This is a genomic window from Variovorax sp. V35, from assembly GCF_041154465.1.
Classification (GTDB): domain Bacteria; phylum Pseudomonadota; class Gammaproteobacteria; order Burkholderiales; family Burkholderiaceae_C; genus Variovorax; species Variovorax boronicumulans.
Window position 1 is genome coordinate 6,520,574 of the sequence record NZ_AP028666.1, and the last position, 13,486, is coordinate 6,534,059.

At 66.5% G+C, this 13,486-nt stretch carries 14 protein-coding genes; 10 read left to right on the top strand and 4 right to left on the bottom strand.

Translation table 11 applies throughout. The annotated features are described in order from the left end of the window. The 4 genes from ACAM42_RS30025 to ACAM42_RS30040 all read right to left on the bottom strand — a co-directional run bounded on the left by ACAM42_RS30025 (position 1) and on the right by ACAM42_RS30040 (position 2,981). The gene (locus tag ACAM42_RS30025; protein WP_369630342.1) at positions 1 to 996 is read right to left on the bottom strand and encodes a Bug family tripartite tricarboxylate transporter substrate binding protein; all 996 of its coding nucleotides are present in this window, start codon (positions 994 to 996) and stop codon (positions 1 to 3) included. Between the two features lie 64 nt (positions 997 to 1,060). Beyond that, entirely contained in the window at positions 1,061 to 1,615 is a 555-nt protein-coding gene (locus tag ACAM42_RS30030; RefSeq protein ID WP_369630343.1) for a VOC family protein, read from the bottom strand. 43 nt (positions 1,616 to 1,658) lie between these two features. Continuing rightward, on the bottom strand, positions 1,659 to 1,982 hold the full coding sequence (locus ACAM42_RS30035) for an NIPSNAP family protein (protein WP_369630344.1): 324 nt from the start codon (positions 1,980 to 1,982) through the stop codon (positions 1,659 to 1,661). An 18-nt stretch (positions 1,983 to 2,000) separates the two neighbouring features. Next, positions 2,001 to 2,981, bottom strand: a complete 981-nt coding sequence (locus ACAM42_RS30040) for a fumarylacetoacetate hydrolase family protein (protein WP_369630345.1) — start codon at positions 2,979 to 2,981, stop codon at positions 2,001 to 2,003. Between the two features lie 81 nt (positions 2,982 to 3,062). On the opposite strand from ACAM42_RS30040, the gene ACAM42_RS30045 reads away from it, so the two are divergent. From ACAM42_RS30045 to ACAM42_RS30090, 10 genes are all read left to right on the top strand, one after another. Further along, positions 3,063 to 3,839, top strand: coding sequence for an IclR family transcriptional regulator (locus ACAM42_RS30045; RefSeq protein ID WP_185993679.1), 777 nt, complete (start codon positions 3,063 to 3,065; stop codon positions 3,837 to 3,839). Between the two features lie 296 nt (positions 3,840 to 4,135). Next, positions 4,136 to 5,266 carry an FAD-dependent monooxygenase gene (locus tag ACAM42_RS30050; RefSeq protein WP_139701276.1) on the top strand — a complete coding sequence of 377 codons (1,131 nt, stop codon included), beginning with the start codon at positions 4,136 to 4,138 and terminating at the stop codon, positions 5,264 to 5,266. Positions 5,267 to 5,281: 15 nt separating this feature from the next. After that, positions 5,282 to 6,277, top strand: coding sequence for an ornithine cyclodeaminase family protein (locus tag ACAM42_RS30055; RefSeq protein WP_139701275.1), 996 nt, complete (start codon positions 5,282 to 5,284; stop codon positions 6,275 to 6,277). Positions 6,278 to 6,296: 19 nt separating this feature from the next. Beyond that, positions 6,297 to 7,307: a dihydrodipicolinate synthase family protein gene (locus tag ACAM42_RS30060; RefSeq protein WP_369630346.1), complete on the top strand. Its 1,011-nt coding sequence runs from the start codon at positions 6,297 to 6,299 to the stop codon at positions 7,305 to 7,307. A 13-nt stretch (positions 7,308 to 7,320) separates the two neighbouring features. Continuing rightward, positions 7,321 to 8,790 carry an NAD-dependent succinate-semialdehyde dehydrogenase gene (locus ACAM42_RS30065; RefSeq protein WP_369630347.1) on the top strand — a complete coding sequence of 490 codons (1,470 nt, stop codon included), beginning with the start codon at positions 7,321 to 7,323 and terminating at the stop codon, positions 8,788 to 8,790. A 41-nt stretch (positions 8,791 to 8,831) separates the two neighbouring features. Continuing rightward, the gene (locus ACAM42_RS30070; protein WP_139701272.1) at positions 8,832 to 9,776 is read left to right on the top strand and encodes a VOC family protein; all 945 of its coding nucleotides are present in this window, start codon (positions 8,832 to 8,834) and stop codon (positions 9,774 to 9,776) included. After that, entirely contained in the window at positions 9,769 to 10,140 is a 372-nt protein-coding gene (locus ACAM42_RS30075) for a Rieske 2Fe-2S domain-containing protein (RefSeq protein ID WP_185993680.1), read from the top strand. The genes ACAM42_RS30070 and ACAM42_RS30075 overlap by 8 nt, the downstream gene beginning before the upstream one ends. Before the next feature lie 60 nt (positions 10,141 to 10,200). Next, positions 10,201 to 11,163 carry a tripartite tricarboxylate transporter substrate binding protein gene (locus tag ACAM42_RS30080; RefSeq protein ID WP_260685107.1) on the top strand — a complete coding sequence of 321 codons (963 nt, stop codon included), beginning with the start codon at positions 10,201 to 10,203 and terminating at the stop codon, positions 11,161 to 11,163. Positions 11,164 to 11,212: 49 nt separating this feature from the next. Continuing rightward, a complete protein-coding gene (locus ACAM42_RS30085; RefSeq protein WP_139701271.1) occupies positions 11,213 to 12,226 on the top strand; it encodes a tripartite tricarboxylate transporter substrate binding protein in 1,014 nt (337 codons plus the stop codon). Positions 12,227 to 12,310: 84 nt separating this feature from the next. After that, positions 12,311 to 13,468, top strand: a complete 1,158-nt coding sequence (locus tag ACAM42_RS30090; protein WP_139701270.1) for an alpha/beta hydrolase — start codon at positions 12,311 to 12,313, stop codon at positions 13,466 to 13,468. The last annotated feature ends 18 nt before the right edge of the window (positions 13,469 to 13,486 follow it).

Consider the following 13,486-nt stretch of genomic DNA (forward strand, 5'->3'; position numbering starts at 1 on the left):
TCAATCCGCCTTGATGCCACGTGACCTGATCATCGGATCCCAACGAGCCTGTTCGGCGTGTACATGAGCCTGCAGTGTGGGGCCGTCGCTGGGCGTTACTTCCATGCCCAGTTCTTCGAGCTTGCTGCGCACCGGCGCCTGCGACAACGCGGCGCCCAGTTCGCGCGACAGGCGCTGCAACGCGCCTGCTGGCGTCTTCTTCGGCACCACCAGCCCCTGCCAGGCGTAGACACCTTCGCTCACCAGTCGCAGTTCTGCGAGCGTGGGCACCTCCGGCAACTGCGGAAGCCGGCGCTCGGACGTGACCGCCAGCGCCTGCAGCTTCTGGCTGCGCACATAGGGCAGCGACAGTGACGGCGCAAGCACCGCCACCGGCACCATGCCGCCCAACAGGTCTTGCAGCGCAGGCGCATCGCCGCGGTAGGGCACGTGCACCGCGCTCAGTCCGGCCCGGGACAACAGCAGTTCCATCGCCAGGTGGTGCGGTGTGCCGACCCCTGCGGAGGCGTAGCTGGCTTGTCCGCGCCGCGCCGCGGCCGTGAACTGCTCCAGCGCACCGATGCCGCTGTTTGGGTGCGTGGCGATCACCAGGGGAAAGCGCGCCATCAGCCCCACAGGCGCGAAGTCGCGCAGCGGTTCGTAGCGCACCTGCGGATACAACACCCGGTTGAAGACCATGATCGCGACGTCGCCTGTTAGCAGGGTGTGGCCGTCCGACGCCGAAGCCGCCACGTGCTCAGCCGCCAGCGTGCCGCCCGCGCCGGTCTTGTTCTCGACATAGACGGTCTGCCCCATCTGCGCCGACAGCTGCGCGCCGACGGTGCGCGCAAGCACATCGGTGCCGCCACCCGCGGGAAAGCCCACGACCCAGCGCAAGGGCTTTTGCGGGTAGTCCTCGGACTTGGCCCAAGTGGCGGGCGCTGCCATGGCTAGGCCCAGGCCCAGGTTGAATTGCCGACGCCGCAAGGGGGGCCGTGGTGAAACGTTCATGCTCATGTCTGCTCCGAGTGGATGCAGCCTCGCCGGTGCGCGACTGCCTCTGGGTGCTATGGGATGGGATTCAGTTCGTCCGTTCGTAGCCGCTCTGCCCGCCAAACAACCTGGCGCGCTGCGACCAGTCGCGCGTCTCGTTCCACAACGCCAGGACCTGGGCCGCTTCTTTCTCGAACACGCGGTAGCGCGACGGATCGCAAGTGCGTGCGGTCAGCTCCAGCCGGTGACCCGAAGGGTCGAAGAAATAGATCGACGTGATGAAATCATCGTGGTTGGTCGGGCCCACGACCTCCAGCCCTTTGGCCTCCAAGGCTTTCTTCGCCGCCAGCACCGTGTCGGTACCGTCCACCTCGAATGCAAAGTGCTGCACCCATGACGGCGTCGCGAGGTCGCGGCCTGAGGGCTCACCCGCGTCGCGCGGGCACTCGAAGAAGGCGATGTTGCTGCCGTCCTCCATCTCGAAGAAGATGTGGATGTGTGGGCTGTACTTACCTGTGGAGGGTACGTGATCCTCGCCCATGGCATGCGAAAACTTCAGGCCCAGCACCTCAGTGTAGAACCTGACGGTTTCAGCGGCGTCCTTGCAGCGGTAGGCCGCGTGATGGAGCTTCTTGCAGAGCATGGTGTGATCTCCTGAAGGGTGCACAAGGGGAACGGTGAGCAGGTCATTCCTGCCAGATCGGCGTGAAGAAGGGAGCCGGTGCGAGGATTCGCGATTCCTGGCTGACCAGCATCGGAAGCATCTCGCGGACGTAGGCCTTGAAGCCCTCGTCGGCCAGCAGCACGGCGCGGCGCTGTTCGCGCTCAGCGAGATCGGTGTAAGCCCACAAGTGCACCACCTGATTGAGGACGCCGATCTCACTGCGGTAGTAGCCCACCATCCGGCCGAGGATGCGGCGCTGGATGGCAAGCGCCTCGGCTTCGTAAAGGCTCAGATACGCGTTTATCTGACCCGGATGCAGCGTGTACGTGCGTTGTTCGACAAGCATGGCGACCTCGTTGCGGGATCAAGCGGGTTCGATGCATTGGTCGATCGCACCGAAGATGCTGCGGCCTTGGCCATCCAGAATTTCGATACGCACCGCATCGCCAAAGCCCAGCCAAGGTGTGTTGGCCTTGCCGGTGGCCAGCTCCTCGTCGGCGCGCGCCTCGGCGATGCAGGCGTAGCCGGTTTCTGCATCCTGGTTGGAGACGGCACCAGCGCCGATGATCGTGCCGGCCGCCAGGGAGCGTGTGCGCGCCGCGTGCGCAATCAGGCGCGGATAGCTGAAGAACATGTCGCGCCCGGCGTTGGCGCGGCCCATGGGACGGCCGTTGACGAAAGACAGGATCGGCAAGCTCAGCTTGTCGCCGTCCCAGGCACTACCCAGTTCATCGGGCGTCACCGCCACCGGGGAGAAGGCGCTCGTCGGCTTGGCCTGCAGAAAGCCGAAGCCCTTGGGCAGCTCGGTGCGCGTCAGGGTGCGCAGGGTGTAGTCGTTGAGCAGCATCACCAGTTGGATGTGCGAGGCCGCCTGCGCCTCGCTCACGCCCATGGGCACGTCGTCCACCACCACCGCCACCTCGGCTTCGTAGTCCAGGCCAAGGGCCGGATCGGGCACACGCATGGGATCGCGCGGACCGTCAAAGCGGTCCGACAGCCCCTGGTACATCAGCGGATCGGTCTTGTAGTTGGGCGGCATGTCGGCCCCGCGTGCCTTGCGCGCCTTTTCCATGTGGTGCAGGTAGACCGAGCCGTCCAGGAATTGGTAGGCGCGCGGCAGCGGGCTAGCGGCCTGCACCGGGTCGAAATCGAAGGCATCAGCACGTTGCCCAGCCTCCAGCGCCCGAGCCACTTCGGCCAGCCGCGGCGCGACCTCGCGCCAGCGCTCCAGCGCCTGCTGCAACGTGGGAGCGATCTCCGGCACGCGCACGGCATGCGCCAGCGCGCAGTCCACGACGACCAGGGCACCGTCGCGGCTGTCGTTCTTGATGCTTGCAAGTTTCATGAATTTCCTAGGTTGAGGCGGTTGCTCATGGCCGAGAATTCTGTAAGCAGCCCTTCATTCGTTCCCCTACTTTTCCGTTCAATGGAATCCTCTTTGACGCTCGAACATGCCGGCCCGCTCAAGCGCGCCATGGCGCTGCTGCGCGCGCTGGCCACCGCCGGGCCGCGCGGACTGCCGCTGTCGCGCCTGGCATCGGCGTCGGGTTTGGCACCGTCCACCGTGCACCGGTTGCTGAGCCAGTTGGTGGAGGAAGGGGCTGCGCGCCAGATCGAAGCCACTCGCTGTTATGCGCTCGGGCCGGTGGTATTCGAGCTGGGCCTTGCGGCGGCGCAGCAGTTCGACATGCGCGCGGCCTGCAGGCCGGCGGTGGAGCGGCTGGCGCTGGAGGCCGGCGACACGGTCTACGTCGTGATTCGCAGCGGCGATGAGGCGGTGTGCATCGAGCGCCACGAAGGCCCCTCGCCGATCCGCGTGCTGACGCTGCAGATCGGCAGCCGGCGCCCGCTGGGGCTGGGTGCAGGCGGTCTGGCGATCCTGGCCGCACTGCCTGACGAGGAGCGCCATGCGATCCTGGACAAGGTGGCCGGACGCATCGCCGTCGACTATGACTTTCCCGAAAAGGCGCTGCGCGAGTCCATGGCCGCAGCACGGCGGCAGGGCTACGCGCTCATCCGCAACCGCATCACGCCCGGCGTCACGGCCATCGGCATGCCCTTTCGCAACACGCTGGGGCGCGTGGTGGGCACGGTGAGCATCGCAGCCATCAACGCGCGCATGACACCCGCGCGCGTGGCCCTGCTACGCCCGCAGATCGAGCAGGCCATCCGGGGCATCGAGGTCGCGCTCGCGCGTGGCTGAGGCGGGCGGACACCGAGCCGACCCGCGCTACCGAAGCGTGCCACTGAAGCACGCGAACCAGGCACATCGCTGACGCGCGCCCGAAACGCGCGGCTGAACAGGCACGGCCAGACCCCTGCGCAGCGTTGCTTTCGCCCTTGCGCAAGCCGACATCTGCACCACTCGCACCACGGTGCAAACCCTCATATCAAAACGATACGCATCGTATAGATTAAAGGTATGGACGCGCTTGACCCGTTGCACCAGCAGTCAGACCGGCGAGCGAACCCAATTCAGAAGAACCTACAGGAGACTTCATGAGCCACATACATCGGATCGTGATCATTGGCGGCGGCATCGCAGGGATGACGCTGGCGCACGGCCTGGCCCGCGCAGGCCACGCGGTGCGCGTCATCGAGGCCGGCCAACGCACGGAGCAGCTCGGCACTGGCATCATGCTGCTGGGCAACACCCTGCGCGCGCTGGACCAGGTAGGGCTGGCGCAGGATTGCATTGCGCGCGGCTTCGCGTGGGACTCCATCACCAATCGGGACGCCACGGGTCGCACGCTGCACCAGCAAAACGCCGGGCGCGTCTACCGCTCCGACGCACCTGCCGCCATCGGCATCATGCGTCCGGTGCTGGCGAAGGTGCTGACCGAGCACGCCGAAGCCAACGGCGCGCAGCTGGACTTCGGCACCACGGTGGAGGACTTCGAGTCTGACGCCGACGGCGTGAGCTACCGACTGTCCACCGGCGAAACTGGACGCTGCGACTTGCTCGTAGGCGCCGACGGGGTCTATTCCAAGGTGCGCACGCGCGCCTTCGGTAGCCAGTACCAGCCCAAGTTTGCCGGCCAGGGCGTGTGGCGCTACACGGTCGAGCGACCAGCCGGACTGGAAGGCATGGTGTTCTGGCATGGCGAAGGGCACCAGACCGTTGGAACGCTGCCGCTGTCCGAAGAGCTGTGCTATTTCTTCTCACTGGAGAACTCGGCGCAGCACGTGCGCTTTCCGACCGAGCGACTGGGCGAGCTTCTGCGCGAGCGCCTGGCGCCCTTCACGGCACCGGAGATCGCGGAAGTGGCCGCGCGCATTGATGGCACGCGCCACGTCAGCTTCCGGCCGCTCGACATCCTGCTCATGCCCCAGCCCTGGTATCGCGGCCGCGTGGCCCTGGTGGGCGACGCCGCGCATGCCATGACGCCGCAGATGACTTCCGGTGGCGGCATGGCCATCGAGGACGCAGTCGCACTGGCGCAAGAGCTCAGCCAGCATGCCTGCGTGCCTGAAGCGCTGGCCGCCTACTGCGAGCGGCGTGCGCCCAGAGTCAAGCGCCTCTACGAGATCTCGCTGGAGATCTGCGTGAACGAGCAGGCGGGCGGCGACGGCGGACGCGGCATGGAACTGCTCATGGAAGGTCACGCCCTGCTCGCTCAACCGTTTTAAGGACATCTCCGCATCATGACCGCCCCCGTATTCATCTCGAGCAGTGCCGCCCAGCAAGTCTTTCGCTGGAAGGATGCGATCGAAGCGCTTCAGGCGGCCTATGCACGCCCCAATGACGCCGCTGCAACCCCCGCGCGCAGCATTGCCGCCTCCGACAAAGCTTGGCTGCGAACACTGCCGGCCGCGCCAGCGGGCGGCCGCTACTACGGTGCCAAGCTCATGGGCGCTGCCGCAGGCGTGGTGTCGCCGAGCGTCGAGTACGTCATCGTGCTGTTCGATCGGCACACCAGCCGCATCGCAGCCTTCATCGACGGCAACCTCGTCACCGGCTTGCGCACCGCCGCCACATCGGCCGCGGCATTGGACCGGTTGGCGCCTCCGGGTCCGGCCCGTCTGGCGGTGCTCGGCAGCGGCCTGGAGGCGTCGATGCATACGCGTGCGTTCGCCAGCATTCGCCCACTCACCGAAGTTGTGGTCTTCAGCCCCACACCGGAACGCCGTGTCGCCTTCGCGGAGGCGGTGACACGCGATCTTGGCGTAGCCGCACGCGCCGCAGCTACTCCGCAGGAAGCCGTGGAAGGCGCCGAACTCGTGCTGGCGGCAGCACGTTCGCGCGGCGAACAGCCAATTCTGCACGGCGACTGGCTCGCGCCCGGCGCCGCCGTGGTGTCGATTGGCTCAACCGTGCCTCAGCAGCGCGAGCTCGACGCATCGGTGATCGCGCGCAGCGACTTCATCGTCTGCGACATGCTGGAAGAGGTGCTGCACGACACCGGCGACATGATCGCTGCCCGCGCGGCAGGCATCGAGGCCCATGACAAAGCCATCAGCCTGTCAGCACTTCTCAGCGATGCGGCAGCGGATCGCGCTCGCGCCTCACGCGCGCCCCTCTTCAAGTCGGTAGGGAGTGGCTTCCAGGACATCGTCATCGCCGAACTGATTCTGGAGAAAGCCTTGCAGGCCGGGCTGGCGGTCCCACTGCCAATCGAATTCGAATCCAAAGCCATCTGAAGGAAACAAGGAGCACACCATGGCCAGATACCACCGAAGCGAAGCCCGAGAATGGGCACGCGAACATCTCGTTGGCGTTGCCAACGTGACGATCCCGACGATGACGTCGGACTTCACGTGCCTGAACGAGAAAGCCATACGTCACGACGTGAACCTCACCATCGAGCACGGCTTCGTCGGATCGCTGGCCGTCTCCGAAGTGCCGCTGTCGTTTGAGGAGCACGATCAGTTTCAACAGTTGATGGTGGACGAAGCCAAGGGTCGTCTGATCGTGGTCCACCACGCCGTGTTCAACACGCTGGAAGACAACATCGCTGCAGTCAAGCGCGCCGAAGCCAACGGCGCCGAACTCGTGTTGCTCGGGTACCCCCCCCACTTCTATCCGAAGTCCTACGAAGAGGTGTACCAGTACAGCAAGGCCATGTGCGACGCCACCAACCTGGCCGTCATGCTGTTCCCGGTTCCCATCTGGGGCTTCAGCCGACTTCACCCCGCCGACATCCCTGTTCCAGTGCTGCGTCGCCTGGTGGATGACTGCCCCAACGTGGCGGCAATCAAGACCGAAGGCGGCATGCCCTACATCATGTCGGCCATTGAATGCCACCGCGAGTTCCACAAGGAGGTGGTGATCTCATCGCCGCTCGAGTACGAGTACATCCCGCTGGCTCAGGTGATGGACATCCCGTTCTGCGGCACCAACTACAGCGCCTTCTTCGGCCCCTGGATTCCTCGCGCGCACAAGCTGATCCGCGAAGGCAAGTTTAACGAGGCGACCGAGATCTTCTACAAGCTCGATCCAATGCGCAAGGCCGTGGCCACCGTAGGGTTTGGTGGACATGCACTGTCGAACCGGCTGATGTGGAAGTACCAGAGCTGGCTGCAAGGCTACAACGGCGGCCCGATCCGCCACCCGACCGCGCGGGTACACGGACGCGACATGGCCATGCTGCGCAACGCCACGCAAGCAGCCGGGCTGAACCCTACGACCGACCCGGACGATGCGTTCTTCGTCGGCCGCAACCCGGTCTGAAGAAGAACCCGCCATGAATGACATCACAGTAATGCCTCTGACAGACCCCAGCCTGCTGCGCCAGGCCATGCTGATCGACGGCGAATGGGTGCAGGCCGATAGCGAACAGACGTTGGAGGTGCGAAACCCCGCCACGGGCGAACTCGTAGCACGTGTGCCCAACGGCGGCGCGGCTGAAACGCGTCGCGCCATCGCGGCGGCGGAACGCGCCATGCAGAGCTGGCGCAAGACGCTGCCCAAGGAGCGCTCCAAAGTCCTGCGGACGCTGTACGACCTGATGCTTGCGAACATCGACGACCTCGCAGTCATCATGACCGCCGAGCAGGGCAAGCCTCTGGTCGAAGCGCGCAGCGAGATCCTCTACGCCGCCGGCTTCATAGAGTGGTTCGCTGAAGAGGCCAAGCGTGTCTATGGCGACATCATTCCCCAGAATGTGGATGGCCGCCGGATCCTCGTGCAGAAGGCACCCATCGGGGTATTTGCCGCTATCACGCCCTGGAACTTTCCCTCTGCCATGATCACCCGCAAAGCCGGACCGGCTTGGGCGGTGGGTTGCGCTGGCGTGATCAAGCCCGCCAGCCAAACACCGTTGTCGGCGCTGGCGCTGGCTGTGCTTGCCGAGCGTGCCGGCCTGCCTAAGGGCGTATGCAACGTCGTCACCGGCTCCGCCCGCGCGATCGGCGGTGAACTCACTGCCAGCCCGATAGTGCGCAAGCTGTCGTTCACGGGCTCCACCGAGGTGGGCGCGCAACTGCTCGCGCAATGCGCGCCGACGATCAAGAAGACCAGCATGGAGCTGGGCGGCAACGCACCGTTCATCGTCTTCGACGATGCCGACGTCGATGCCGCCGTGAGGGGCGCGATGGCGGCCAAGTACCGAAACACGGGCCAGGCTTGCGTCGCCGCCAACCGGCTGCTGGTGCAGTCGGGCATCTACGACACCTTCGCCAAGAAGCTAGCCAAAGCCACTGCGAAAATGAAGATCGGCAACGGCATGCACGAGGGCGTGGTGCTGGGACCGCTCATCAACGAGGACGCCGTGCAGAAGGTGGAAGAGCACATCGCCGATGCGGTGTCCAAGGGCGCACGCGTCATCACAGGTGGACAGCGGCACGCGCTGGGCGGCTCCTTCTTCGAGGCGACTGTACTGGCAGACGTGCCACGCGATGCACTGATTTTCAGTGACGAGACCTTCGGCCCGGTGGCGCCGCTGTTCCGCTTCGAGACAGAGGAAGAGGCCATCGCAATGGCTAACGACACACCGTTCGGCCTTGCGTCGTATGTGTACGCGCGCGACATCGGTCGAATCTTCCGAGTCATCGAAGGGCTGGAGTTCGGCATGGTCGGCGTCAATGAGGGAATGATCTCCACGGAGGTGGCGCCCTTCGGCGGCGTCAAGACCTCGGGCCTGGGGCGCGAGGGCTCCAAGTACGGCATGGACGACTACCTCGAGATCAAGTACGTGGCGCTGGGCGGCCTCTGAGCCTGAGCCATCTGCCGCCCACACATCTAAGGAGACATCCCATGAAGATCGTAGGCCTAGACACGCTTGTCTTTGGCGTGGACAACGTCACCGCCTGCCGCCAGTACTTGCTCGACTACGGGCTGCACGAGGCCGGCGACGGACGCTTCGAAGCGCTGGACGGGACTGCGGTGGTGATTGCCGCCGCCGACGACCCCGCGCTGCCGCCTGCCAGGGTTCCAAACTGCGCGTTGCGCAAGACCGTCATGGGCGTGCGTGACCCAGCCGAGCTGGAGGCGATTGCCGCCGAACTCGCAAAGGACCGGGAGGTGCGCCGCCTGCCCGACGGCTCCATCGAATCGGTGGACGACGACGGCTTCCTGCTGGGCTTCCAGTTGACGGTGCGCCGGCCCGTCACACTCGCAGCCGAAGTGATCAACGCGACAGGCTCGCCGTTCCAGCGGCCCGCCAATCAGCTTGGCGTGGATGCGGCAATGCCATTGCCGGTGCGGCCACGCACGCTGTCGCACGTGGTGTATTTCGTGCCCGATCCCGCCCGCTCCGAAGCCTTCTATGCACGGCTGGGGTTCAGGGTCGTCGACCGCTTCGTAGGCATGGGGCCTTTTTTGCAGCCGGCAGGCACGCTGGACCACCACACGCACTTCTTCATCACCGCACCGGAGCATGTGAAGGGAGTGGAGCATTTCACCTTCCACTTCGGCGGGCCGACCGAGGTGCTGCTCAACGGCAAGCACTTCGTCGAGAAGGGCTACCAGTCCTTCTGGGGTCCGGGCCGCCATCAGATGGGTAGCAACTGGTTCTGGTACTTCAAGAGCCCCTTCGGTTGCAACATGGAGATGGACGCCGACATGGACCTGCACGACGCGAGCTGGCAGGCGCGCGAATGGCCGATAGCTGCCGACCGCTCACAGGTCTTCCTGTTCGCCTACCGCGAGGCTTGGGCGCCCGGCCCCGACGCGCCACCGACGGATGGCAGCCATGCCTGAAGCATCTCTCCCAGTGCGGCTTTGCGCGTTGGCCGAGCTGCGCGACGGACATGCGCGCGGCTTCGACCCGGCTGGCAGTGGTCAAGACAGCGTATTCGCCGTTCAATCTGGCGGACAGGTGCGCGTGTGGGCCGACCGCTGCCCGCATCTGGGCACGCCGCTGCCCTGGCGCCGGCATGCCTACCTGAACGCCGCGGGCGAGCACATCGTCTGCGCCGCCCATGGCGCCCTGTTCGACCTCGACAGTGGCTTGTGTGTACACGGGCCCTGCCGGGGTGTGCACCTGGAGGCCGTGCCTTTCCGCATCGGCCGCCACGGCGACCTGATGCTGATCGATCCTGCCCAGTTACCGCAGCCGACCTGAGCCCAGCCGCTCGCACCTGCCTCCCCCATCGTCCCAACGCCCCATCGGGAGCCTTCAGCCATGCGATCCCTCCTCTCCCGCGCCCTGGCCACAGCCATGCTGTTGTCATGCAGCGCCGCCTTTGCCTTTGCGCAGCGGCCCATCACGCTGGTCGTTCCCTTTCCCGCCGGCGGCGCCACCGACGTGATCGGGCGCCTGATGGCTCAGGGCCTGGCCACCCGCCTGAAGCAAAGCGTCGTGGTGGACAACCGCGCCGGCGCGGGCGGCACCATCGGTGCGGCCTTCGTGGCCCGCGCCGCACCGGATGGCTACACCCTGCTGATCAGCTCCAACACCACCTTCACCGTCAACCCAGCCCTACGCACGAGCCTTCCATACGACCCCGTGCGCAGCTTCGAGGGTATCGGCTTGATTGGCAGCTCGCCGATGGTGATCCTGGCCCATGCAGGCCTGCCGGCGCGCAACGTCCCGGAGTTGGTGACGCTGGCACGCGAAAAGCCCGGTCAGCTCAGCTACGGCTCCTTCGGCTCCGGAACGGTCTCGCACCTGGCGGGCGAGATGTTCAAGCTGCGCGCCGGCATCGAGCTGCAGCACGTGCCCTACAAGGGCAGCGCGCCAGCCATGACCGAGCTGATTGGCGGCCACATCCCGCTGATGGTGGACACGCCCATCGCGACGCTGCCCCAACTTGCGGGCGGCAAGGTTCGACCGCTGGCCGTCACCGGTGCGCGCCGGGCGGAATCGCTGCCCCAGGTGCCCACCCTGGCCGAGTCCGGCTATCCCGGTTTCGAGTTCGTGACCTGGATGGCCATCGTGGCGCCCCGCGGGTTGCCCGACACGGCGCGCCGCGCGCTGGGCCAGGCCCTGGCCGGCACGCTGGCCGACCCCGCCGTGCGAGCCGAACTGCGGCGCAGCGGCATCGACGTGCAGTCCGAACCCGGCAGCGCCTACGAGACGCGGGTGGCGCGCGAGTTGCCGCTGCTGCGCGCTTCTGTTCACAAGGCAGGCCTTCAGGTGGACTGAGCCCGGTCTCACCCCGCCCCGCCCCTCGAAAGATCTGGAGACCACGAACATGACCCCCAAGACCCGCACTGCTAGCGCCTTGACGCGCCGCTCCTTCGTCTGCCTGACGGCGGCTACGGCTGCATCTGCGTTCGCACCGGCGTACGCCCAGGGCACGGAGGCTTACCCCACGCGCCCGATCCGGCTGGTGGTGCCGGTGCCGGCGGGTGGGCCGGTCGATCGGCCCGCGCGCGTGCTCGCTGAAAGGCTGCAGGCCCGCCTGGGCCAGAGCGTGGTAGTGGACAACCGACCCGGCGCCTCCGGCATGCTGGCCACTTCGCAAGTGCTGCATGCGCCGCCCGACGGCTACACGCTTCTGCTTTCCACGCTGGCCGGCCAGATCACCGCCCCGCTGCTGATGGACAAGCCGTCCTACGACGGTGCGCGCGACTTCGTGCCCATCGGCGGCTTCGGGCGCTTCAATGCCGTGCTGCTCGTCAACGACAAGGTGCCGGTGCGCAACCTGCAGGAACTCATTGCCTATGGGAAGCAGCACCCGGGCAAGCTGAACTACGGCACGCCCGGCATCGGCACCATTCCGCACCTGCAAACCGAACTGCTGAAGATGCGCACCGGCCTGGACGCGGTGCACGTGCCCTACAAGGGCGGCGCCGCCATGGTGCAGGCCCTGGTGGCCGATGAGGTGCAGGTTCTATTTGGCGAAGTGTTCACGGCGCTGCCTTTCGTGCGCTCGGGCCGCCTGCGTCCCCTGGGCGTGGTCACGGCCCGGCGTGTGGCCGTGATGCCGGACGTACCCACCCTAAGCGAGCAGAACGTGCGCGACCTCTCGCTGAGCGGTTCGTGGATGGGCCTCTCCGGCCCGCGCGGGCTGCCGGGTGCCGTCACGCAGCGTCTGGTCCAGGCGCTGGCCGAAGCCGCGCAGGACCCGGAGATCAAGCACTACTTCGCCAACAGCGGCGGCGAAGCCATCTATTCCAGTCCCGACGCTTTCAAGGCCTTGTGGGCTACGGACCAGAAGACCTGGGGCGAGGTGATCAAGGCCAACAACATCCGGCTGGATTGACCGCCCGCCGAGCGTAGGACGGGCCTCGCGACGTTCGAGGTCCCCACTGCGCGCTCAGAGTCCCCCGCTCACGAAAGGCCCCTCATGTTCGAACCCTTTCCCGGCAACTACGTCTGGAACCTGTCCATCAATCTGGCGCTTCTCGCGGGCGGCAACCACGGCGAGCTGGACGCGGTCTGCCGCCCAGTGCGTGAGGCCGCTCTGCGTGGCGAGGAGGCCGACACCGCCTTGCTGTTCGACGCCTGGCTGGGCGTCGCCCGCCAGGTCATCGCCATGGCCCAGCGCGACCTTGCACGCAACCGACGCCTGTCGGCGGGCATCAAGTTCCAGCGCGCGGCGTTGTACCTGCTGGGCGCCGAGCGCATGCAAAGCGCCGGCCACGCGCCGCGCTGGCGCGCCTACCAGGACGGCCTGAAGTACTTTCGCGTAGCGCTCGCGCTGCAGGGCCACGACACGGAGTTCGTGGACATCCCCTACGAAGGACGGCATTTCACAGCCTTGTTCGTGGGCGCCGCGCCGGGCGCGGACGGCCGAGCCGCACCCTGCGTGGTCTGCTGCAACGGCCTGGACTCGATGAAGGAACAGGCCTACGGCATCGGCTTCGCACAGTCCTTCCGGCAACGGGGCGTGTCGACCTTGATCGTCGACCAACCCGGCTCCGGCGAGGCCTTGCGCAGTTTCGGCCTTCCGGGCCGGCACGACGCAGAGGCCTGGGCCACGCCGGCCTGCGACTACCTGCTCACGCGCGCCGACGTCGATCACGCACGCATCGGCATGTTCGGCGGATCGCTGGGCGGCTACTTCGCGCCGCGCGCGGCCGCCATGGAGCCGCGCTTCAAGCTGTGCGCCGTGCTGGGCGCCAACACCAACTGGGGTGAAGTGCAGCGTCGGCGCCTGGCGCGCGAAGGCGACCGCCCGGTGCCGCATTACTGGGAGCACGTGATGTGGGTCTTCGGCAAGCGCTCGCTGGAAGAGTTCATGGCCTGGGCGCCCTGCATGGACCTGAGCGGCGTGCTCGCCGACCTCCGCGTGCCCTTCCTGGTCACGCACCCCGGCGGCGACCGGCAGATCCCCCTGGCCTATGCACAACAAGCCTATGACCTCGCTGTCAACAGCCCCAAGCGGGAGCTGTTCATCACCACCCGCGAGCACATGGAAGTCGAGCACTTCGGCGCCGACAACGGCACCGTCGCGCGCGACTACATCGCGGACTGGCTGAGCGAGACCTTCCAAGACATGTGAGCGCATTCAGGCGCCGAT